The sequence below is a fragment of the Brevundimonas nasdae genome, assembly GCF_016654005.1.
In the GTDB taxonomy this organism is placed as follows: domain Bacteria; phylum Pseudomonadota; class Alphaproteobacteria; order Caulobacterales; family Caulobacteraceae; genus Brevundimonas; species Brevundimonas nasdae.
Genome location: NZ_JAEPWN010000004.1, coordinates 13,613 through 36,107 on the forward strand (window position 1 = coordinate 13,613; position 22,495 = coordinate 36,107).

Sequence of the window (22,495 nt, forward strand, 5' to 3'; positions counted from 1 at the left end):
GACGCATGTCTGCGCGCCAACTCCTTTCATTCCATTCAGCATTTTAGGATCAAGCCGTTGGCCGGAAAGATCGATATCAAAGGCACGACCTTCACAGACGTGCATGGACGGCATGTGATCCTCAGGGGGGTGAACTTCGGCGGCGACTCCAAGGTGCCGACCAGTCCTGACGGCCATACCTATCGACCCAGCACCTTTGACGACCATCGCACGGTGAGCTTCGTCGGCCGACCTGCAGACTTGGCGCAACTGGATGAGCATCTGGCGCGGTTGCGACACTGGGGTTTCAACTGCCTACGCCTGCTTCTGACATGGGAAGCTGTCGAACATGCCGGTCCCGGCCGGTATGATGAGGCCTTCCTCGATTATTACGCCGAAGTCTGCCGCCGGGCTGGAGTGCACGGCCTGCACGTCTTTGTGGACTTCCACCAGGATGCCTGGAGCCGCATGTCAGGCGGCGACGGCGCGCCAGGCTGGACCTGGGAAGCCATCGGCATGGATTTCTCGAAGTTTCCTCCTTCCGGCGCCGCCCATCTGATGCAGCACCAATATGACGCAGCCAAGGGTGGGCGCCAGGACGCCTATCCGGTGATGAGCTGGAGCGGCAATTACTCACGCCCCGCCAATGGCGTGATGTGGACACTCTTCTTCGCGGGCGCGGACTTCGCCCCGAACATGATCGTGGATGGCCGCAACATTCAGACCTATCTGCAGGATCACTATTTCGGCGCTGTAAAAGCTGTCGCCGAACGGGTCGCGCACCTCGACAATGTCATCGGCTTCGACACCCTGAATGAGCCGGGAACGGGTTACATCGGCAAGGCCCTGACCGCGCCGATCATTCGTTACAAGGGGCCGATCTGGACGGCGCTAGATGGTCTGGCTCTGGCGTCCGGCGTTGAACGCCGCTTGCCGGTTGTCTCTCCCGGTCAGGGTGTTGTCGGCAACCAGACCCTGAACACCGAAGGCGTATCCATCTGGCTTGAGGGGCGTGAAGATCCTTTCAGGGCCGCAGGCGTATGGGACATTCAGGACGGCGACCCTGTGGTGCTCAAGGAGGACTATTTCCAATCGGTCGGCGGGCGAACGGTCGAGTTGGGGCGTGACTACATGGCCCCCTTCTTCAGGCGCATGGCCGCGACTGTGCGCGAGATACGCCCGGATTGGCTGATCTTCGGCGAAGTCGATCCGTTCGAGGCCGTAATGGGCCATGGCTTCCCCAAAGGCGCGCCCGAGCGGATGGTCAACGCCAGTCACTGGTACGACCTGACCGCTCTGGTGACCAAACGCTTCACACCTGACCAGATGACCCACGTCCTGACCGGCCAGGTCCGCTGCGGCGGCAAGGCCATCGAAGACGGCTATGTCGAGGAAATGTCGATGCTGATCGCCGCCGGGAACACCCTGGACGGCGGCGCGCCGACCCTGCTCGGCGAATGCGGCGTCCAGTTCGACATGAATGACGCCGAAGCCTATCGACGCTGGTCACAGGGTGAGCGCGGAAACGACATCTGGGCCGCACAGGCCGAAGCGCTTGGCCGGATGTACAACGCCATAGACCGCCTGCTGCTGTCATCGACCCAGTGGAACTACACGGTCAGCAATCGCAATGACCCAATGGTCGGCGATGGCTGGAACCAGGAAGACCTGTCGATCTGGTCCTTGGATCAGGTTGATGGCGTGGACGTTCTGGACGCAGGCGGTCGCGCCATCGACGGGTTTTGCAGACCCTATGTGCGCGCGGCGCAAGGGAGGTTGTTGCGGCAATCTTTCTGTCGCGAAACCGGCGTGTTTGAAGCCGAGATCGACATGGATCCCGCCCTCCGCGCCCCGACCGAAATCTATCTTCCCCAGCGGCGCTTCTCGGATGCGCCGCGTGTCGAGGGCGACGCAGGAACTGGCGTGCTTGAGGCGCAGATCCTGCGCATAAGGGCCGAAAAAGCCGGTCGTCAGACCATCCGCGTGATTGCACAGTGAGCCGGCCAGCCCCCGGACCAGAAGTACGATCCGCATCAACCACACGGCTGGGTTTTGGTCGAAGCGTCGGATACGGCGTCGGTGATTTCGGCCTGAACCTCTTTTTCACGACAGCCGGTCTTTTCCTGCTGTTCTACTATACGGATGTGCTGGGCCTTTCGCCGTCGACGGCGGGCTGGGTCTTCGCTGGCGCCCTCATTTGGGATGCGGTGTTTGATCCCTTGATGGGCTACCTCGCCAACCGCACCCGGTCACGGTGGGGGCGATATCGCCCCTATCTGCTGTTCGGCGCCATACCACTGGCGGCGGCCTGGGCCTTGATGTTCCTGCCGACAGGGCTGACAGGTCCGGCTCTCATCCTGTTCGCCGCAGGAACGCACATTCTGTTCCGAACCTTTTACGCCATTGTAGGCATGCCCTATCTGGCCCTGTCCGCAGTCCTGACGCAGGACAGCAAGGAGCGTGGCGTGATCGCGGCTGTGCGCATGATTGCGGGCGCCAGTTGCGGCCTCTTGTCCGCCCTGCTGACCCTGACGCTGGTCAAGGCCTTCGGCGGTGGTCAGGTCGGCTTTTTCGGCATGGCGCTGGTTTATGGAGCCTTGGCCGCAGCCGTGCTTATGCTGGTCTTCGCTTCCACGCGGGAACAGATTTCAGAAACAGTCGAGCAGAAGGTCTCGCTAGGAGACATGGTGCGGATGCTGCGCGGCAACTACGCCTTCTGGGTGGTCAGCGCCGCCATGCTGCTCAGCGCGGTTGGAAGCACTTTTTTCCAGAAGACGGTGCCGTATTTCTTCAAATACCAACTTCACCGTGAAGACCTGATCGGGCCAGCGCTCGGCCTGCTTGCAGGATGCGTGATGCTGTCCATTCCGCTGTGGACCTGGCTGATGAAACGCACGTCCAAGCGCATCATGTGGATCACCGGAGCGGGGATCAGCACGCTCGGCTTCGGTCTGCTCTGGTTTGCTCCAGCCGAGCCGCTGGCGGTGCTGTCGGTTCTGCCTCTGCTCGGCGTTGGCGCGGGTGCTGGTTATCTCGGCTTCTGGTCCATGATGCCGGACACGGTCGAGTATGGCGAGTGGCGCTCTGGCGTACGGGCGGAGGGCGCAATCTTCGGCCTGGTGTCACTGCTGCAGAAGGGCGGATTGGGGCTGGCCGCCGCTGGTCTTGGGGAGCTTCTGACCGTGATCGGATATCAGCCCAATCTCGCCCAGACGCCCGAGACGCTTTCAGCAATGCGTGTTGTCATGATCGCGAGCCCGGCGGTTCTCAGCCTGGCGGCCGCCGCCACCATTGCTTTCTACGGCATTGACCATCGCCAGCATGGCCGCATGGTTCGCGCACTGGATCGTCGAAGGTCCAAGTTTTCGAATGGTCATGACCGGTGACGGAACTATTCAGAGCAGCATTCAGGACGAACTGGATGTGCTCGAAATCTCGCCCGTAGCTCATCTCGGATCGCCATCATAGATCGGGGGATGGATACTACCAAAGATGATCTGGGCTACGAGTCCTTTGCCCGGTCCGCGACTGGCCAGGCGCAGTTGGCCGGACTGGGCGGTGCTCAGGGCTTCGACGATGGCGAGGCCCAGGCCGGAGCCGGTGGAGCGGTTGGGATTGCTGCGGAAGAAGCGCTCGGTCAGGCTGGGCAGCACCGCGTCGTCGACGCCTTCGCCGTGGTCCCAGACCGTGACGGCGGCGCCCTCGGGGCTGTTCGAGACATGGACGATGACCGGCGCGGCGCCGTGGCGAAAGCCGTTGTCGATCAGGTTCAGCAACTGCTCGACGATCAGGTCTTCCGAGCCCCGAACCTCGACGGTTTCGAGCGGCAGTCTGAGCCGCAGCGCGCCGGGCGTCAGCGGGTGTCGGTCGGCAAAGACCTGATAGGCCTTTCTGACGGCGCGGCCCAGGTCGGCGGTCGCGTCCGAATGGGCGGTGTCCGCGCGGGCGGTGGACAGCAGCTGGTTGATCAGATGGGTCATGCTGGCGGCGGCCGATTGCGAGTCCGTCAGCAGCCTCTGCTCCGTGCGGGTCCAGGGGCGTTTGGACGCCGCCAGCAGATCCAGGTTGGCCGCCATCACCGCCAGTGGCGTCCGCAGCTGGTGGGAGGCGTCGGCGGCGAACCGCTGCATCCCTGAAGTGGAGCGTTCCAGCCCCGCCAGCAGGGCGTTGAACGCGGTCAGAACCGGCGTCAGCTCACGCGGGGCCAGGGTCACGGCGGCGGGCGCGAAATCCGTGGTGCTGGACGACGACCGCGCGGCCAGTTCATCGACCAGCCGCCTGAGCGAGTTCAGGCCCCATTGCAGGGCGGGCCAGATCAGCAAGGCCGCCAGCACCACCAGCAGGCCGGGCAGCAGAAGCAGGCTGCCGTACAGTTCGTGAAGGCTGGCCCGGCGGGAATCCAGGCTCTGGGCCACCGAAACGACCACCGGGGCGGTGCGGCCCGGTATCATGACGGTTTGCTGGGCCATGCGGACCGGCACGCCGCGCACCGTCAGGTTGGCGAAGACCGGCCGTTCGGTGTTGGCGGTCTTCAGCGTCGGCAGTTCGTGATAGCCGGTGACCATGCGGTCGCCCTCGCGGATGCCGTAGAAGACGGCGTCGCGTTCCGGCGTGTCCAGCAGGGCAAGGGACCAGGGCGCCACGTCCACGGTCACGCCCTGATCGTCCAGAGAGACGCTTTGCAGAATGGTCTGCATGGCGCCGGCCAGCAGGCGGTCGGACGTACGCTCCACCACCCGGTGCGCGGTCCAGGCACCCACGCCCAGCAGCACGATGGCGAACACCGTCAGGGGCACGACCTGGGCGATCAGCAGGCGGTTGACCAGGCTGTGCGAGGTTTTGCTCGGCGCCCGCGTCATGGGTCGAGGCGATAGCCGCGTCCGCGGATGTTGGTGATGGCGGGGCCGTCAGGCTGCAGCTTGCGGCGCAGGCGGCCGACGTGGATCTCCAGCGCATTCAGCGAAGGCGCCTCGTCCTGGGTGAAGACCTCTGCGGCCAGCATGTCGCGATCCACCACCTGTCCGACGCGTGACGCCAGCACCTTGAGCGCCGCCCATTCGCGCGGGCGCAGCGCCAGTTCGCGGTCGCCGACCTGTGCGCGGCCCGCCTGCCAGTCGCAGACCAGCGAGCCGATGACGACGGAGCCCGCCGCCTGTCCCTGACGGCGCCGCACGATGGCGCGCAGGCGCGCGATCAGTTCGACGGGGGCGAAGGGCTTGACCAGATAGTCGTCGGCCCCAAGATCCAGCCCCGCCACCCGGTCGCCCAGGGCGTCGCGGGCCGTCAGCATCAGGATCGGCGTGGTCGAGCCGCGACGGCGCAGGGCGGCCAGAATCTCGAACCCGTCGATGTCGGGCAGGCCGATGTCGAGGATGGCGGCGTCGAAATCCTCGGTCTGCTCAAGCCTCAGGGCTTCAGCGCCCTGGTCGGTGCAGCGTGGCTCAAACCCCGCACTGCGCAGGCTGGCGTCCAGAGAATGTTGAAGCGCCTTGTCATCCTCGACGACGAGTATTCTCATGGGGTCACAGATGCGGGGAGCGGGGACATGGGCGCCACAATAGCGAGAAAGCCGAAGTGGTGAAGGCGTGGCGTCTGTTCGCCCTGATCTTCGCCGCCGCCTTCGCCCTGACCGCCTGCGGGCGCGAGCCTGAGGGGGCAGGCACCGCGCCGCACATCCGCTGGCGGGCCGAGCAGGAAGGCGCCCTGTTGATCCGCACCAACACCAGCATGCTGGGGCCGGTGATCGACGCCTTTCGGGCGCGGTATCCCAAGGTGGAGATCCGCCTGGAGGACATGAACTCCACCATGCTGGCCAGCAATGTGGTGTCGGATGTGCTGGCCGGACGGCCGGGCGCGGACCTGGTCTGGAGCTCGGCGATGGACGTGCAGATCAAGCTGATCAACGACGGCTACGCCCAGACCTACAGGTCGCCCCACCGGCGCGCCATGCCCGACGGCATGGTCTGGCGCGATCAGGGGTTCGGCATCACGGCCGAGCCGGTGGTCTTCGCCTACAACCGTCGCCTGCTGCCGCCTGCGCTGACGCCGAACAGCCATGCGGACCTGATCCGGCTTCTGGAAGCCCGGCCTGAAATCTTCGACGGTCGCCTGGCGGTCTATGATGCCGAGCAGAGCGGCGTGGCCCTGATGCAGTTGTCGTCGGACACCCAGATCTATCCCGACGCCTGGCGGATGATGGAGGCCCTGGGCCGCCGCAAGCCCCGTCTCGACACCTCGGGACAGCGGATGATGTGGCGGCTGGCGACGGGACAGACCCTGTTCGTATTCAACATGAACCAGTCCTATGGGCGGATCTGGGTCAGGGACCACCCCGACATCGCCCTGGTCACGCCCACGGACTACCACCTGCTGATTTCGCGGGTCGCCTTCATTCCACGCAATGCGGCCCATCCGAACGCGGCGCGGCTTTTCCTGGATTTCCTGCTGTCGCGCGAAGGTCAGGCGGCGGTCGCCAAGGCGGGCATGAGACCGGCGCGGGATGACGTTGATCCGGCGCTGCGTCCATCGCCACCCGGCGCGCGTCCCATTCGGGTGGGGCCGGGCCTGTTGGCCAATCTGGATCATGAGCGGCGCGAGAAGCTGCTGGGCCGCTGGCGTGCGGCCATGGAGGGGGCGCCGCGCGCGCCGCTGGATCCGCACGCGCCCTGAGGGTTTCCTGTGGATAACTTCTGATCATGCAAAGGCCGCATTTCTGTCACGATGCCGTCACGTCCGGGCGCTGGACGGTTTTGGGCCTTATGCTGAAGCCTGTGCTGCGACCGAATGTGGAATAATATTCTATATATCGATGTTTTGTGGGCTTTAAAACGCAAAAACGCGACGTTTGACAGCAGGTCTCTGCGATATCTTACTGGCGATCGCAGCTCGGGAGAGTTCGGACACTTCCCCGACGCCGAAGGCGCAACCGCCCCGGAAACGCTCAGGCAAACGGACCGAGCTGCACGATGAACGCTGGAGAGCAGGGCGACCCGAGGGGGGTGCGGCCTTCGCCGAAGGAGCAAGGGCCGATGGCCTGAAACTCTCAGGCACGAAGACAGCGGGGGTGAAATGGCGCCGTCAGAGCGCCGAACCGCATCGGACTTCCCTGGGAGGGGACGTCGCCGCCGTCCATGAGGAATCTCGTCTTGTCTCGCTTGAACACCCGCCTGATCAGCTGCAGCAGCGCCATCGCCCTGCTGTCCTGCGCCGGAGCCGCACTGGCCCAGACCGCAGAACCCGCCCCGGAACAGACCGCATCCGTCAGCGACATCGTCGTCACCGGCTCGCGCATCGACCGCGCCGGTTTTGAAGCCCCGACCCCGACCGTGCGCCTGACGGCCGAAGACCTGTCGGTCGGCGCCCGTCCCAACATCGCTGCCGCGCTGAACGACATGCCCCAGTTCCGCGCCACCACCTCGCCCCAGACGACCGGCACCAACACCGGCGCAGGCAATGCGCCCGTGGACCTGCGCGGCCTGGGCATCAGCCGCACCCTGGTGCTGATCGACGGTCGCCGCGTCTCCAGCGAAAACGACCTGAACAGCATCCCGTCGGTTCTGGTGAAGAGCGTCGACGTCGTGACCGGCGGCGCCTCGGCGGCCTGGGGCTCGGGCGCTGTGGCAGGCGTGGTCAATGTCGGCATCGACCGCAACTTCACCGGCGGCAAGCTGGGCGCCGAATACGGAATCTCGTCCTATGACGACGCCGAGCAGGTGCGTTACGAGGGCGCCTGGGGACGTGGCTTCGCCAATGGGCGCGGCCACTTCGTCATCGGCGGCGAATATCTGAACAACGACGGCGTGATCCCGAAGAACTCGCGCCCCAACATCGGCCGCTGGGCGACCGTCAACGGCGCCCTGACGCCGAACGTCGGCATGGCCGATGCGGCCTACGGCGGCCTGATCCTGTCGGGCGTCAACAACGGCAAGGTCTTCAACCCGGACGGCACGCTGCGTCCGTTCAACTTCGGTACGAAGAGCGGCTCCAACACCGTCGGCGGCGAAGGCCCTTCCAACGATGACCTGAGCCCGCTGGTCACGCCGCAGCAGCGCTACACCGCCATGGCCAGCGCGACCTATGAGGTCAGCGATACCCTGCGCGTCACCGCCGACATCCGCCACTCGCGGATGTGGAACAACTACATCTGGTTCGGCGACCACGACCGTGGCGACCTGACCATCGGCATCGACAACGCCTTCCTGTCGCCCGCCATCCGCAGCGCCATGGCGGCCGCAGGCGAGACCAGCTTCAAGTTCGGCCGCTTCAACTCGGACCTGTCGTATTCGACCATCGACTTCGAGCGTCTGACGACCCAGGCCACCCTGGCGGTGGACGGCGAGTTCGGCCGTAACTGGCGCTGGGGCGCCTACTACAGCCACGGCGAGTTCGAGAACAACATCGACACTCCAGGCTTCCTGCTGAAGACCCAGTTCGCCAACGCTGTGGACAGTGTCATCGACCCGGTGTCGGGCAAGCCGGTCTGCCGCGTCACCCTGACCAACGCCAACTCGGGCTGCGTGCCGATCAATCTGTTCGGCCTGGGTTCGCCGTCGCAGGAAGCCATCGACTATGTCACCGGCACGCCGCAGCAGCGCGCCACGACCAAGCTGGACTCAGTCGGCTTCAGCCTGCGCGGCGAACCCGTCACCCTGCCGGCGGGCGATGTCTCGGTGGCCTTCGGCTTCGAAGCCCGCAAGGAAGCCACCAAACAGACGGTCGGCGAACTGGACGCCGCCAAGGCGTTCAAGACCTTCAGCTTCTCGGCCATGTCGGGTGATTTCACCGTCAAGGAGGCCTTCGCCGAAGTTCTGGTGCCGATCGTTCGTGACTTGCCCGTCCTGAATAATCTGCAGTTCAACGCGGCGGCTCGCATCTCCGACTACGACACCACCGGTTCGATCTGGTCGTGGAAGGTCGGCGCCACGAACGAGTTCTTCCCCGGCTTCCGCGGGCGGATCACCCAGTCGCGCGACATCCGTTCGGCCAACCTGACGGAACTGTTCACCACGACGACGACGGGCTGGAACTGGATCAGCGATCCCGACGGGCCGCGTGATCCAAATGACCCGGATAAAGTTCCTCTTGTTTACGCCCTGAACAACGGCGGCGGAAATCCCAACCTGCGCCCCGAGACGGCTGACACCTTCACCGCCGGATTCACCTATGCGCCTCCGTCGATCCCCGGTCTGAATCTGTCGCTCGACTACTACAATATCTCAATCGACGACGTGATCACCACGATTGCGCCGCAGGATTTGGTGACCCGGTGCAGTAAGGGAAATGCCGAGCTCTGCGCCAAGATCGAGCGTGACGCGGGCGGCAACCTGGTCCGCACCATGTCCACCTATGTGAATCTGACCAATTATCAGACGGACGGCGTGGACGCCGAGGTGTCCTATTCGTCGGCGGCTGATCTGTGGGTGCCTGGCGCCACGGGTCGTCTGAAGATGCGTCTGGTGGGCACCTGGGTGAACAGCCTGACCACCGACGACGGCGTCTATGAGATCGAATATGTGAAGTCGCAGGGCTACGCGTTCGGTCTGGGCGTGCCCAAGCTGCGCCTGAACGCCAGCCTGGGCTGGAAGGGCGAAGTGTTCGGCGTTGATCTGCGCGCCCGGTACATCTCGGCCGGCAACTACAACTCCACTGTCCCTATTTCGAACAACCACATCAACGCCTTCACCTACGTTGATCTGGGGGTGACGGCTGACCTGGCGAAGTACGGCGCAGACGGCGTCGAACTGTACGCCAAGGCCACGAACCTGTTCGACAAAGAACCCCCCGTGGGGGCGTCGTTCTCGCCGTATTACGATGTAATCGGCCGGTACGTCACGGTTGGGGCTCGGTACCGCTTCTAGTTCTGGTTCCGAACCTCATGTCGTCGGCTCCCGGGTCTCCACCCCGGGAGTCGGCGGCTCCTTTTCTTCCCGCCTGAAGAGGCCGCTCATGATCTCCCGCCTTTCGCTCGCCCTGGCTCTGGCCATGTCGGCGGCGCCGCTCGCCCTGGCCCCTGTGGCTCTGGCCGAGGTTCCCAAGCCCGCCGCCATCGTCGCCGACGGCCTGCCGTCCGTGCCGGATGCGCTGGCCAACGAGACCCGTCCCTATCTGCAGTCGCGTCGCGCCGCCTTCCTGGGATGGAACGCCTCGGATCGTTCAATGCTGATCAAGACGCGCTTCGGCGCCACCGACCAGATCCATTCGGTGGCAGGCCCTGACGGCGCCCGTCGTCAGATCAGTTTTGAGAATGAGCCAGTGATGGCGGGCTCCCTGTCGCCTTCCGGCGACGTGCTGGTGGTCCAGAAGGACAATGGCGGCGACGAATTCTACCAACTCTACACCCTGGCCTCGGGCCGCCTGACGCTGGTGACCGACGGCAAGAGCCGCAACTGGTTCGGCGCCTGGAGCCGCGACGGCAAGCGGGTCGGCTATGCCTCGTCGCGTCGCAACGGTGCAGACATGGACCTGTATGTCGTTGATCCGCGCGATCCCTCCAGCGACCGACTGGTGGCCCAGGTCTCGGGCGGCGGCTGGAACATCACCGACTTCTCGGCTGACGGGGCCAAGGCCCTGGTCCTGAACCGGATGTCGATCAATCACGCGCAGGTCTATGAACTGGACCTGGCCAGCGGGCGGATGACGCAGCTGACGAATCCGCGTGCTGAATTCTCTTACGTCGATCCGCAATACGGGCCGGACGGCGCCATCTGGGCGACCTCCAATGCGGACTCTGACTTCCTGCGGCTGGGCCGCATCTCCAATCGTCGCTTCACCCCGGTCAGCACTGAGCCGCGCTGGGATGTCAGCGACTACGCCATCGCGCCTGACGGCTCGTTCATCGCCTATGCGGTCAATGAGGCGGGCGTATCGCGCCTGAAGATCCTGGACACGTCTTCGGGGGCGGTTCGCACCGTCAGTGGTCTGCCGTCAGGCGTGATCCCCTACAGCATCGGCCATGCGATCGAGATCGCACCCTGGGGCGCCATCGGCCTGTCGATGTCGTCGGCCCGTACGCCGGGCGACGCCTTCTCGGTCGATCCCCGCACCCTGGCCGTGACCCAGTGGACCCACAGCGAGACGGGCGGTCTGGACCCGGCCGTCAATGTCGAGCCGGAGCTGGTGCAGATCCCCAGCTTCGACGGCGAAGTGATCTCGGGCTTCCTCTATCGCCCCGACGCGGCGAAATTCCCCGGCAAGCGTCCGCTGATCATCGACATTCACGGCGGGCCGGAAGGCCAGACCCGCCCGGACTTCCTGGGGCCGCAGAACTATCTGCTGAACGAGCTGGGCGTGGCCCTGTTCTTCCCGAATGTGCGCGGTTCGTCGGGTTATGGCGCCCGGTTCGTCAATCTGGACAACGGCCCGTTCAAGCGTGAGGACACGGTCAAGGACATCGGCGCCTTCCTGGACGCGCTTAAGCAGAACCCCGATCTGGACGCCTCGCGCTTCGCCGTGACCGGCATCTCGTATGGCGGCTACATGTGCTACGCCACGGCGGTGCACTACAGCGACCAGCTGAAGGGGGCCAGCTGCTACGTCGGCATCTCGAACTTCGTCACCTTCCTTGAGAACACCCAGTCCTACCGTCGCGACCTGCGTCGGGTGGAATATGGCGACGAGCGCGATCCCGTCCAGCGCGCGAAGCTGCAGGAAATCTCGCCCCTGAACAGCGTGGACCGGATCAGCATTCCTCTGCTGGTGGCGACCGGCGGCAACGACCCCCGCGTGCCGGCGTCCGAAGCCGACCAGATCATCCGCGCGGTGCGGGCGAATGGCGGCACGGCCTGGCATCTGCTGGCCGAAAACGAAGGTCACGGTTTCCACAAGAAGGAAAACGAAGACTACTACTTCTGGACCAGCCTGCTGTTCTGGAAACAGACCCTGCTGGGCGAAGCCGCCCGCTGAAGACCCGCAAACGGGGCTGGCTGCGGCCGGCCCCGTCATGCTTTTCGGACCATCCCCCCATGACATTCAAACTCGCCGCCCTGACGGGTGCGGTCGCGATCGCGCTCGCCGCCTGCGCGACGATCCAGCCTGCCGCAGCGCCGGTGGCGGTCGATCACCACGTCCACGTCCATTCGCCCGAAATCCTCGCCTTCCTGCCGGGCTATTGCAGCAGCCTGGGGCGGGCAGGGGCCTGTCCCGGGGTCTTCCTCAAGCCGCTGACCGTCGACGATCTGCTGGCGGACATGGATGCGGCGGGGGTGCGCAAGGCGTGGATGATGTCCACGGCCTATCTGGCCGAAAGCCCGATGATGGTCCCGCCGCGACCGGACGCGGCGCAGCTGGTCCATACCGCCAACGCCTTCACGGTGATGCAGGCGCGGACCCATCCGGACCGACTGGTCGCCTTCATCGGCGTCAATCCGCTGACCCCCACAGCCCTGTCGGAGATCGCACGCTGGAAGGATGATCCGTTCGCGACGGGGGTGAAGATCCACCTGACCAATTCCGGCGTCGATCTGCGCGACCCGGCCGATGTCGCCCATCTGGCGGCGGTGTTCCGCGCAGCCGGTCAGGCGCACATGCCGATCCTGATCCACATGCGCACCCGGGCCGCGGATTACGGCGCGCAGGATGTCCGCATCTTTCTGGATCAGGTCCTGCCGCAGGCCGCAGGCGTCCCCGTCATCATCGCCCATTCCGGCGGCTGGGGCGGTCTGGACGACAACACCTGGAGCGCGATGCAGGGGTTCGCCGACGTCCTGGCCGAACGACCCGAGTTGAAGCAGAACCTCTATTTCGACCTGGCCCAGACCTTCAAGGCGGATACGTCCCAGGCCGACCTGACGCGCCTTGTCGCCATGATGCGCCGCATCGGGGTGGACCGCTTCGTCCCCGGCTCCGACTGGCCCTTCTCAGGCCCGTTGGACGGCTATCTGAACGGAGCCCTGGCCCGTCTGCCCCTGACCCCGACCGAGGCGGCAATGGTGCGCAGTGCATGTGTTGGAATTAAGTATTGCGCTACTTTGTCGGGCGGCCGGTATTAAGTGCATCCGATTTCAACGACTAGACAATGAATATGCTGACACTGCCAAGCATCCGACCATGATTGGTGCTCGCCGCCCGGTTGGGCGGGGCAGTTTGTAATCGGTGCAGCCAATGCGTTCTGAACGTAGTGCTTGGCTACCTGCCATGAGCCTTCACCCCCTGAACGATCTCGTGTCTGGCGTCAGGCCATGGCAGGCGTGCCGCGTTTGTCGCCCTTCCAGGTCAGAGTGACGACGGCCATGACCAGATGACCCAGGATCACAGGGGCGGTCATCAGGGCGACAACGCCGGGTGCAGCCTCCGCGCTCATCGTGCCAGCGCCGGTGATGCCCCAGCGGTCCAGCACCACATAGGTCACGCCAATGGCCAGGGCCGCGCCCAGTTTCTGGGTCAGGATGAACAGGGCGAACATGGTTCCGGCGCGCGGGCGACCCGTTTCGACCTCTTCGTCATGCACCAGATCGGAGACGATGGACTTCATCAGGAAGATCCACACCCCCATGGTCGAGCCGAAGGCGGCAAATGCGGCGCAGGCCAGATCGACGCGTCCCGGCGGCGTAAAGGCCACGATCAGGATCAGGCCGATCGACAGAATGGAGGACCAGCCAATGGTCCGGGCCTTGCCGAACTTGCGGCTCAGACGGATCCACAACGGCACGAAGATGACGCCCGACAGATAGAAGCACAGGATCAGCAGACTGGTGCGCTCGCTGATGCCCTTCGCGGCGGCGTAGAAGATCGACATGCCGCCCAGCACGCCGCCCGCCAGACCCTGCAACAGGTCTGCGGCCAGCAATCGGCCCAGGAAGGGCTGGCGGCGAATGGCGTTGACGACGACATGGAACGGGTTCTCGCGAATACGGACCTCGCCTGCAGTCGCCGCCACTGGCTTGTCACGTCCCGCCCATGCAGCGGCGGCGATGACGAGGGGCGTCGTCCCAATGATCAGCCAGCCGATGATATGCGCGCGCAGGGCGATGGGGTCGGCGGCGCCGCCTTCCAGCAAGGCGGGCAACAGCATGGCCGCCAGCGTTCCCCCGATGGTCGCCATCAGCAGAATGCCCTGCACCCGCGACCGGTCGTCGTATCCGACCGCCACATCCGCGCTCCAGGCGATATGGGTGATGCTCAGGATCGTGTTGGCCAGGGTCACGGCGAACAGGGCCGCAATCAGCCACAGGGCCGTCGCCGTCTCTGGCGGGAAGAACAGCGCCCACCCCGACAGCATCAGCAGGGGCGCAGACAGCACGATCCATGGACGACGGCGGCCAAAACGACTGCGCGTATTGTCGGTCAACATTCCCATGAACGGATCGATGACCACATCGAAAATCCGCGCGCCCATGAAGATCAGTCCGATGGTCGTCAGGCTAAGCCCCACCTGCGTCGCATAGAGGGGCGGCAGATAGGCGGACAAAGGAATGGCCAGCAGAGCGGTCGGCAGGACCGCACTGGCGAACATCCAGAGACGACCGGAGCCGAGGCGTTTTTCGGCCGCAGGTGAAGCGGTGTGGGTCATTGGATTTCCAGAACCGGAAGGCTGGCGGCGTTCGCGTTTGCAAAGCTGACGTCGAGACGGTCGCCGTTACGTTGAATGCTGAGGATGTGGAAGCCGCTGGCCGGGACGACTTCACAGTCCTCGCCCGCGCCGGTCACGGTCGCGTCGAAACCGTCGGCCGTACGGATCAGGCTGACATGGACGTCGCGCGCACCTGCGGGAACCACGCCCTGGGCGTGCTCCAGATCAATCAGGTCGGGGCTGAAGACGATGCGGCCAAAGCCTGGTGTGGCGGGTGCGATCCCCAGCACATAGCGCGACAGGAACCAGGTCGGCGACGCCGAGAAGCCGTGGCACAGGCTGGCCCACGATGTCGTGGCTTCCCACAGGGTCGTCGATCCGGCCTCGATCATGCCGCCGAACCGCTGACGGATATTGGCCAGGGCGATATCGCGGCGACCGTGGCGGGCCAGGGCTTCGGACACGAAATGACTGTAGAAGGTGTTGGCCATGACGACGCCGTTCTCTTCGTCCAGCGCCGTGCCGTGCGGCACCACGGGCGGGGCGGGGGTGGCGGTGATGCGGGCGGGGTCTGTCGCCCAGTCGAAGGCGCGGCTCAGGCGGTCATCCGACGCCGCGCCCCACAGGGCCAGCGCCGCAACGCCATGCTGCGACGTGCGTCTGTTCTGCTCGCCTGTCGCCGGATCGACCATGTCGACCCAGACGCCGCGCTGCTCGTCCCAATGCTCGGCATCCAGCCGGGCCACGATGTCTGACGCGCGCTGGTCATAGGTTTTCGCCGCGCGCTCGAAGCCCAGCGCCCGCGCCATGACCGCCGCCGAAGAACAGGCGCCTGCCAGTTGCGCATTCAGCGCCAGGGCCTGCGCCTCGCGCCCGAAACCGGCCCAGTCCATGAAGTGCCAATACGGCATGTCCACCACCAGCCCATGCGGCCCGGCGATCCGCTCGAACCAGCCCAGCGCCTTCTGGATCGACGGCCAGATCTCCTCAACGGTCGTCAGATCACCGGTCAGGTCCCAGTGGTCCCGCGCGCATAGTATCCATTGCAGGGTCCAGTCCGGGATCAGCCGCGCATTATGGCCGTGGTCGCCTGGTGCGAACATCTGGGTCAGGCCGTCCGAGCGCTGGCTCTCCGCCACCTGGATCAGATATTTCGCCGTCAACGGATTGGCCGACGCGCCGAACGCCGCAGACGCCGCCAGGTTCTCCACCGTGACGTCGCCCAGCCACTGACGCTGCTCGCGGCTGGGGCAATCCTCCCAGGCGTCATGCATGCACTGTTTCAGCGTATAAGAGCCCGCCGCCCACAGCCGCGTCAGCATCTCATCAGAACAGGAGAAGGCCCCACGCTCCTCGACCGGATAGTGGGTCTCGACGGCGCCCAGGCTGCGGATAGTCAGGCCAGCGGGGGCGTTGCGCACCACCACATGCATATAGCGGATGGCGCACCATTCGAACTTCTGGAAACGCTGCACGCCGGGCCGCGCCACATAGCAGGCCAGATGGGCGTCAGTGCCCAGATAGGGACGGCGCTCGATCCGGGCGTCGGGATCAACACCTTCGCCCCATTCACCGGGCAGCCGCTCGGTGCAGCCGACTTCGATGATCTCGCCGCCCTGAGCCTCGATTTCGAAACAGGGATAGCCAGAGAAGATGCGCCCGAAGTCGAGTGTGAAGGCTGTGTCCACGCCGTCTGTCGTGCGGATGATGGTCACCCCGTCATCGGGGTTCAGCAGGGCCTCTATATCCGTCGCCGCATCGGGCGCGGCAGGCGTCAGCACCTCGTCATACAGGCGCGTATAGATCGGCAGTTCGGGTTGCGGGATTTGCCCCTTCACCCACCGCACCGCCGTCGCTGTCACCGGCAGTTCGCGCAGTGCAGGCATGGCGCGTGGAACCAGGATCGGGAACGGTCGCACCATCTGACCTTGATACAGAGACTCAGGACCGCCGCCGCCCGCGATCAGCGGACGCGCCTGATCCCAACTGGAATCGTCGAAATCGAGCGAGGTCCACTCAGAGTCGATCTGATTGGCGTCCAGACATTCGATGAAGCCCAGGCTGGCGTTCGACTGGGGGACATCCTGCACCCACGCTGTCGACTGCACGCAACGCCAGACAGCATGTGTGTTGACGACAGGTCCATCGACCCACAGACCACCCTCGCCAAACACCGGCGCCCACAGGCCGCGAACGCCCTCATGGAAGGCGGTGTCGACGCCATAGGCATGGACCAGCACCGCAATCACATTGCGCCCCGGCTTCAGGTGCGGCGCCAGGTCATAGGTGTCGTAGCGTTGCGCCAACGGACTGCACCGCACCGGGCCGCGTCCAATCTCGACCCCGTTCACATACAGCAGATAACGGCCATCAACCGTGATGTCGGTCATCGCCCCTGCCGGAACCGCGTCCAGATCAACCGAAGTGCGGAACAGGAACCAGCGGTTCACGCCATCATCGCGGCTCGGTATTTCCTTGATGGCCTTCAGGTGGTCCTCAGCGATCGGCTGACGAGGGGTCCAGATGAACGGGGCGCGGGCGGATTTCACGAGAGGTCGTATCCCTGTGTCGTAGGGTAGGGGCGGCCTTCGCGGCCAGCCAAAGGCGCAGACGAGAACGGCTGCCGGTTCGCACCAGCAGCCGTCGCCCGGATCAGTAGCGGTAGCGAACGGTGATCCCGTAGGTGCGCGGGTCGTTCACATAGGCTGCAAGACTGCCGTTCGAGACGGGCAGGGCGTTGCCGCTGGTGTAGAAGTCTTCACCCGTCAGGTTGCGGCCCCAGACCTGGATGCCGACGCCGTTTTCCAGAACCAGTTCGGCGCTGGCGCTGACCAGATTGGTGTCGCCGTTGCGGAAGGCCTCGGTCAGCCCCAGGTCGTTGTACTGGCTGCTGGCGTGACGCACGCTGATATTGCCCAGCAGTCTCATGCCCCGCGACAGGTCGCGATCCAGATTGACGCCGCCGACAAGGGTCCAGCGCGGGGCCTTGGCGGGTGTGCGGCCCGACAGGTCCTGACTGGCCGACGCACTGCCTGCCTGCGGCGGTGCGCCGGCGAAGCTCATGTATTCGGCGTCCAGATAGCTGGCGCTGAGGTTGAAGGTCACGTCGGACGTTGCGCGGTAACGCACGTCAGCCTCAACACCGCGTGAGCGAACTTCGGCAGCGTTCAGGGTGACGAAGGCGTTGGTCTGGGCGTTGAACACCTGGACCTGCTGGTCCTTCACCGTCTGGGTGTAGAGGGCCACATTGGTGCTGACGCGGCCCTCGAACATGCGCAGCTTGGCGCCGAGTTCATAGGCGTCCGTCGTCTCCGGCTCTGCAATCGGACTGATCGAAGCAGGCGGCGACGTGAACAGCAGGTTGATCGCCGCCGACTTGTAACCGCGCGCAAACCGCAGATAGAAGTTGGACGCTGAGTTCGGCTGATAGGCCAGAACCGCCGTCCCCATCACCGCATCGCCCGAGATTTCCGCCGTGCCGGGGAAGGACAGGCCGCCGTTGGTGGTGATGACCGCCTTCTTGGTCTCATCCAGGTAGCGCAGGCCGCCGGTCACCTTCAGCGTCTCGGTCAGATCGTAGCTGGCCTGACCGAACACGGCGACGCTCTTGGCCGTGCCGATGGCGTGCGAGTTGTAATAGTTGAATACGCCGTTGTTCGCGCGGATCAGGATGCTGACATTGTTGTCGTCCACGATCTTCTGATCGAAGTAGTAGGCGCCGACGACATATTGCAGCGGGCCGCCGTCGTTGTTCTGCAGGCGCAGTTCGGCCGAGTTCTCGCGGATGTCGGTCTCGGGACGCGACACAGCCGAGATCATTTTGGAATCCACGCCGTCCAGATCGGCCTGAAGCGCGGATTTGAACCGGCGCGTCGCGCCGATGGCGGTGACCGTCAGATTGCCGAAGTCGTGGTCGATCTGGGCCGACAGCCCTTTGTCCGTGGTCGTGTCACGGGCCTCGGTGTCCTGATAGGTGATCCGATCGAACGGATTGTAGATTGTGCCGGGGTTGGCCGGGTTGGAAGGCGATGCGCCCACGGTTCCAGCCGACGGCGGCGTAAAGCCGATCATGTTGCCGCGTGACAGGAAGGCGAAAGGTGCGTTGACCGCCGCGTCGGACATGAACAACAAACCGGGCGCGCAGCAGCGGTTGTCCGCTTCCGAATAGTCGGCGATCACGCGAACGCGGGTGTTGTCGTTCGGCGTCCAGTACAGTTGGGCGCGGGCGCTCTGACGATCTTGAGCATTGACGTCGCCCTTGGGCAGGTTCGGCGCCTTGTTGAATCCGTCGCGGCTGGCCGTGCCCAGCGACACCCGCAGCGCCAGCTTGTCCTCGATCAGCGGCACATTGGCGGACAGGCGCGCCTCGACGGTGTTGTAGTTGCCGTAGGTCGCCTCGGCATAGGCGCCGAAGTTGTGCGTGTCCGGCGCCTTGGTCGAGATGTTGATGGCGCCGGCCGAGTTGTTGCGGCCGAACAGGGTGCTTTGCGGTCCACGCAGCACCTCAACGCGCTCGATGTCCAGCAGATCCTGCAGGGCCGAGCCCGGACGGCCGCGGAACACGCCGTCGATATAGACGCCGACCGATTGCTCGAAGCCGCGGTCTGTGACGGCGGTGCCGACGCCGCGAACAGTGAAGACAGCAGCGTTGGGGTTGTTGGTCTGGGTCACCACCAGGCTGGGCGATACTTCCTGCAGATTGCCCAGGTTGCTGACGCGGGCAGCTTGCAGAGCCTCGCCGGTCAATACTTCGACGGAGGCGGGAACGCGTTGCAGGGTTTCGCTACGACGCTGGGCCGTAACGATGATGTCGCCGACAACGGCGGCCTCGGGCGCGGCGGCGTCCGGCGTAGTCTGTGCAAGTGCAGGCGCCGACAGCGCCGCCAGACCCAGGGCCAGGGTCGAACTCATGCACATCAATTGGGTCTTCATGGTCATCCTCTCCGATGCGCTCGTCGGCGCCGATGCGGCCCTGTTCACGGGCCTTGATCGAACGCTAACATAAACTTGCTGGACGAACAGCCAGTATTTTGCAGACACGAGAAATCGTGATTTGAGGCGCGACCTAGCGGGGGAGGACGGGCGCCATCATGCTCCGGAACAGGGCCAGGCTGGCGTCTATGTCCGCCCTCTCGCCCAGCGCCAGGTCTGCAATGGCCAATCCTCGGAACGTCGAAATCGCCAGGCGGATTACGGCTGGAAGATTGTGCGGCGGCTCCATGCCTGCCTCACGATACAGGCCTTCAAGACGCGTCAGCGTCCGCTTGTCGATGTCTTCTTCGATGGAGCGCAACTTGCCGATCAGTTCAGGATCGCCCCGCGCCGCCAGCAGGATTTCGTTGACGGCGATGGCTGGTTCGCGTCGCATTCCATTCAACACAAGCGTCGGCAACTGCCGCAGGTATTCCGCCGCGCCTATCTGGCTTTGTGTCGCCTCCAGCGCCCGCAATTCGTCCTGCTGGATCGTGTCGCGAACCGCCACCATCAGGTCGGCCTTTGTCGCGAAATGATAGGTGATGATCCCCCGGCTGACGCCTGCCTCTTCAGCCACCATTGCAAAGGAAACCGCGCTGTATCCAACGCGATAGAGGCACATGGTCGTCGCGTCGATCACGCGGCGTCGTGTATCGGCTCGGCGCTCCGCCTGACTCCGTCGAACGGGCTTTTTAGAGGTCGGCGCAGCTTGAATCATAGCCTTTCGTAGTCAGTTCTTTGCTGTACGGCCAGCTTCTCAGTCAGCGCCTTCTGTTTCCTCGAGGCCCGCTTCTTTCATGAAGTCGGCCACGCTTCGGTCTGGGTGTCTCGTATCCGCCGTCAATCACTTGGCCGGACCTGTTCGCTAAGTGGTTGGATCGGACATTCGATTGAGGATGTAGTCGCGGCTGTATGAGAAAGCCCGTCCAGAACGAGCCTGGACGGGAAGGTCATGGGATTCTTAGCAGGAACCTCGCCTGGACGGCGCGCGCTTGAGGTCTGCGCAGGCCCGTCCATGCCCGTTCAAGATCACTCTATGAACGTAAATGTCAATACGAATTCGCCTTGAGGTCGTATTGATGCATTGTCTGGTGGCCGGTTCAGACCTCGGCTTTGCCGACAAAATAGGGAAGCAGGCTGGCCACCACGGACCGGGTGGCGTTCTCGGGCTGGTCCAGCATGTTGCGCAGCGGATCGCCGATCAGGGATTCGCCGAAGGCTGTGAGGGCGATGAAGAGGACGGCGGAGCCGATCCGTTCGCGCGCATGACCGCCTTCCCCCATCTTCTCGCCGATGGCGTGGACAAGGTCCTGGACGGCTTCGCGCACAGGCTCCAGATGCGACAGGTCGCCCGACATGGCGATCCAGGCCGCCAGCCGCCCCGCGCCGCCTTCGAGGAAGGCGTCGAATACGGCGTTGACCAGCTCCAGCGGCGCGCCCTCATCGGTGCGCAGGCGGGCCACGGCGGTCGTCAGCGCCTGGTTCAGATCGGCGACCATTGATCCCATCAGGGCCGACTGGAGCCCTGCGGCAGAACCGAAATGGTGGATCAGGTTGGCGTGGGTCACGCCGATGTCCGCCGCCACGGCAGACAGGGTCATGGCGTCAGGTCCGCCCGCGAGCAGCAGACGGCGGGCTGAGGCCACCGCCTCGCGGCGGGCCTCGTCGGGCGTGCGTCGACGTCGGCGCGGGGCGGCTATTTTTGCAATTGACATGGCTGTAAATGACAATAATGTAGATAGTATGTTTAACCTTCTTGGGAGGTGTGGGCAAGTGCAAGCGATTTCAGCAATTTCGCCCTCTTTGGAGGGGGGCTCGGGGGCGGCGTCGGTGTCGCGGCAGCCATCTGCGGCCACGCTGCGCCGGGTGCAGCCTGTACGGGCGCTCCGGGCGTTTCGAGGTCTGGTGGCGGACAAGGACGACACCCGTCAGGTGTTCGAGATCATGAACGCCCTGTCGGGACGTTCGCCGGACTGGGGCTATCGCCGCATGATGGACACCCCGGCAGGCGGCAAACAGGCCTATGAGCGGCTGGAGCTGTCGGACCTGCTGCAGGACCGCCAATGGCTGGCGCAGTTCAAACCAGGCACGGTCGGCGCCGCCTATTGCGCCTTCATCGATCCGCAGAATTTCACCGCCTATGGGCTGGCGGAAGACAGCCGCAAGGTCGCGGACACCGAGATCGAGGCGGCGCATCCGCGCGCCTGGTACGCGCGGCGGCTGCGGGATGTTCATGACATCTGGCACGTGCTGACCGGCTATCATTCCGACGCGCTGGGCGAGGCCTGCGTGGTGGCCTTTTCCCTGCCTCAGACCCGCAGCGCCGGTTTCGGCCTGATCGCGGGCGGCATAGCGGTGCAGTTCATGCGCGCCCGCACGGGCTACCCGTGCGCGCGGGCGGTGCTGCAAGCGTGGCGGAACGGGCGCCGGGCCGCCTGGCTGCCGGGCGAGGATTACGAAAAGCTGCTGGCCGAACCGCTGGATCAGGCGCGTCGTCGTCTGAAGATTTCGGCGCCGACGCTGTACGATCAGGTGCCGCCGTCCGTCCGCAACGCCTATCAGGGCGGGAAAGGCTGATGCGGCGCGGGTTTATGGTGCTGGCTGCGGCCGTCTGCGCCGTGTTGACGCCTGTTCCAGCGGCGGCTCAGGACGGGGACGCCATTTTGGGCCGCTGGCGCACCTCGGCGCAGAACGGCGTGGTCGTGATCGAACGCTGCGGCGTCCAGTTGTGCGGGCGACTGGCCGACGCCGCCGCCCTGCGCGCCAATCCGGATCAGCGCGACGTCAGGAACCGCAACACGGCTCTGCGTGATCGCCCGCTGCAGGGCGTGCTGGTTCTGCAGGGCTTTTCCGGCGGACCGCAGGAGTGGAGCGGCGGGCCGCTGTATGACCCGGAAACCGGTCAGGGCGCGCCGACCGGCACGTTGAAGCTGGTCAGCGCAGATCGTTTGGCCGTGCGGGGCTGCATCGCGCCGCTGCTGTGCCGGACGCAGACCTGGACCCGCCTGCGCTGACAGGTGTTGCGGGGCATTTGAT

15 protein-coding genes and 1 riboswitch are annotated in these 22,495 nt (G+C 64.8%); of the genes, 8 read left to right on the forward strand and 7 right to left on the reverse strand.

Features of this window, described 5'->3' with window-relative positions; translation table 11 throughout:
• Positions 1 to 57 precede the first annotated feature (57 nt).
• Together JKF87_RS07385 and JKF87_RS07390 are read left to right on the forward strand one after the other, a co-directional pair.
• Complete coding sequence (locus tag JKF87_RS07385) at positions 58 to 1,977, forward strand: glycoside hydrolase family 5 protein (RefSeq protein ID WP_201098956.1); 1,920 nt, start codon at positions 58 to 60, stop codon at positions 1,975 to 1,977.
• A complete protein-coding gene (locus tag JKF87_RS07390) occupies positions 1,974 to 3,365 on the forward strand; it encodes an MFS transporter (RefSeq protein ID WP_201098959.1) in 1,392 nt (463 codons plus the stop codon). Before JKF87_RS07385 ends, JKF87_RS07390 begins: the two co-directional genes overlap by 4 nt.
• Before the next feature lie 60 nt (positions 3,366 to 3,425).
• Here the strand turns inward: JKF87_RS07390 and JKF87_RS07395 are convergent, their stop codons facing one another.
• Together JKF87_RS07395 and JKF87_RS07400 are read right to left on the reverse strand one after the other, a co-directional pair.
• Positions 3,426 to 4,838, reverse strand: coding sequence for a sensor histidine kinase (locus JKF87_RS07395; protein ID WP_201098960.1), 1,413 nt, complete (start codon positions 4,836 to 4,838; stop codon positions 3,426 to 3,428).
• Positions 4,835 to 5,497, reverse strand: a complete 663-nt coding sequence (locus JKF87_RS07400) for a response regulator (RefSeq protein ID WP_201098962.1) — start codon at positions 5,495 to 5,497, stop codon at positions 4,835 to 4,837. The genes JKF87_RS07395 and JKF87_RS07400 overlap by 4 nt, the downstream gene beginning before the upstream one ends.
• Before the next feature lie 59 nt (positions 5,498 to 5,556).
• Here JKF87_RS07400 and JKF87_RS07405 point away from each other — a divergent pair, with 59 nt between their 5' ends.
• The 4 genes from JKF87_RS07405 (at position 5,557) to JKF87_RS07420 (ending at position 12,965) form a co-directional block, all read left to right on the forward strand.
• Positions 5,557 to 6,648 carry an ABC transporter substrate-binding protein gene (locus JKF87_RS07405; RefSeq protein WP_201098964.1) on the forward strand — a complete coding sequence of 364 codons (1,092 nt, stop codon included), beginning with the start codon at positions 5,557 to 5,559 and terminating at the stop codon, positions 6,646 to 6,648.
• A gap of 207 nt (positions 6,649 to 6,855) precedes the next feature.
• A riboswitch (glycine riboswitch) is annotated at positions 6,856 to 6,945 on the forward strand.
• 179 nt (positions 6,946 to 7,124) lie between these two features.
• Positions 7,125 to 9,836: a TonB-dependent receptor domain-containing protein gene (locus JKF87_RS07410; protein WP_236261204.1), complete on the forward strand. Its 2,712-nt coding sequence runs from the start codon at positions 7,125 to 7,127 to the stop codon at positions 9,834 to 9,836.
• 88 nt (positions 9,837 to 9,924) lie between these two features.
• Positions 9,925 to 11,880 (forward strand): S9 family peptidase, encoded by a 1,956-nt coding sequence (locus tag JKF87_RS07415; protein ID WP_201098968.1) that lies wholly within the window; start codon positions 9,925 to 9,927, stop codon positions 11,878 to 11,880.
• A gap of 59 nt (positions 11,881 to 11,939) precedes the next feature.
• A complete protein-coding gene (locus JKF87_RS07420) occupies positions 11,940 to 12,965 on the forward strand; it encodes an amidohydrolase family protein (RefSeq protein ID WP_201098970.1) in 1,026 nt (341 codons plus the stop codon).
• Positions 12,966 to 13,147: 182 nt separating this feature from the next.
• On the opposite strand, the gene JKF87_RS07425 is transcribed toward JKF87_RS07420, so the two are convergent.
• From JKF87_RS07425 to JKF87_RS07445, 5 genes are all read right to left on the reverse strand, one after another.
• A complete protein-coding gene (locus JKF87_RS07425) occupies positions 13,148 to 14,485 on the reverse strand; it encodes an MFS transporter (protein ID WP_201098972.1) in 1,338 nt (445 codons plus the stop codon).
• Positions 14,482 to 17,034: an alpha-L-rhamnosidase-related protein gene (locus JKF87_RS18580; RefSeq protein ID WP_201098973.1), complete on the reverse strand. Its 2,553-nt coding sequence runs from the start codon at positions 17,032 to 17,034 to the stop codon at positions 14,482 to 14,484. The genes JKF87_RS07425 and JKF87_RS18580 overlap by 4 nt, the downstream gene beginning before the upstream one ends.
• A 103-nt stretch (positions 17,035 to 17,137) precedes the next feature.
• A complete protein-coding gene (locus JKF87_RS07435; RefSeq protein WP_201098975.1) occupies positions 17,138 to 19,417 on the reverse strand; it encodes a TonB-dependent receptor in 2,280 nt (759 codons plus the stop codon).
• A gap of 133 nt (positions 19,418 to 19,550) precedes the next feature.
• Positions 19,551 to 20,099, reverse strand: a complete 549-nt coding sequence (locus JKF87_RS07440; RefSeq protein ID WP_201098977.1) for a TetR/AcrR family transcriptional regulator — start codon at positions 20,097 to 20,099, stop codon at positions 19,551 to 19,553.
• A 460-nt stretch (positions 20,100 to 20,559) separates the two neighbouring features.
• Complete coding sequence (locus JKF87_RS07445; RefSeq protein WP_201098979.1) at positions 20,560 to 21,174, reverse strand: TetR/AcrR family transcriptional regulator; 615 nt, start codon at positions 21,172 to 21,174, stop codon at positions 20,560 to 20,562.
• A gap of 190 nt (positions 21,175 to 21,364) precedes the next feature.
• Between JKF87_RS07445 and JKF87_RS07450 the strand changes: the two genes are divergently transcribed.
• A complete protein-coding gene (locus tag JKF87_RS07450) occupies positions 21,365 to 22,036 on the forward strand; it encodes a Coq4 family protein (protein ID WP_307417722.1) in 672 nt (223 codons plus the stop codon).
• On the forward strand, positions 22,036 to 22,473 hold the full coding sequence (locus JKF87_RS07455) for a DUF2147 domain-containing protein (protein WP_201098983.1): 438 nt from the start codon (positions 22,036 to 22,038) through the stop codon (positions 22,471 to 22,473). Before JKF87_RS07450 ends, JKF87_RS07455 begins: the two co-directional genes overlap by 1 nt.
• Positions 22,474 to 22,495 lie beyond the last annotated feature (22 nt).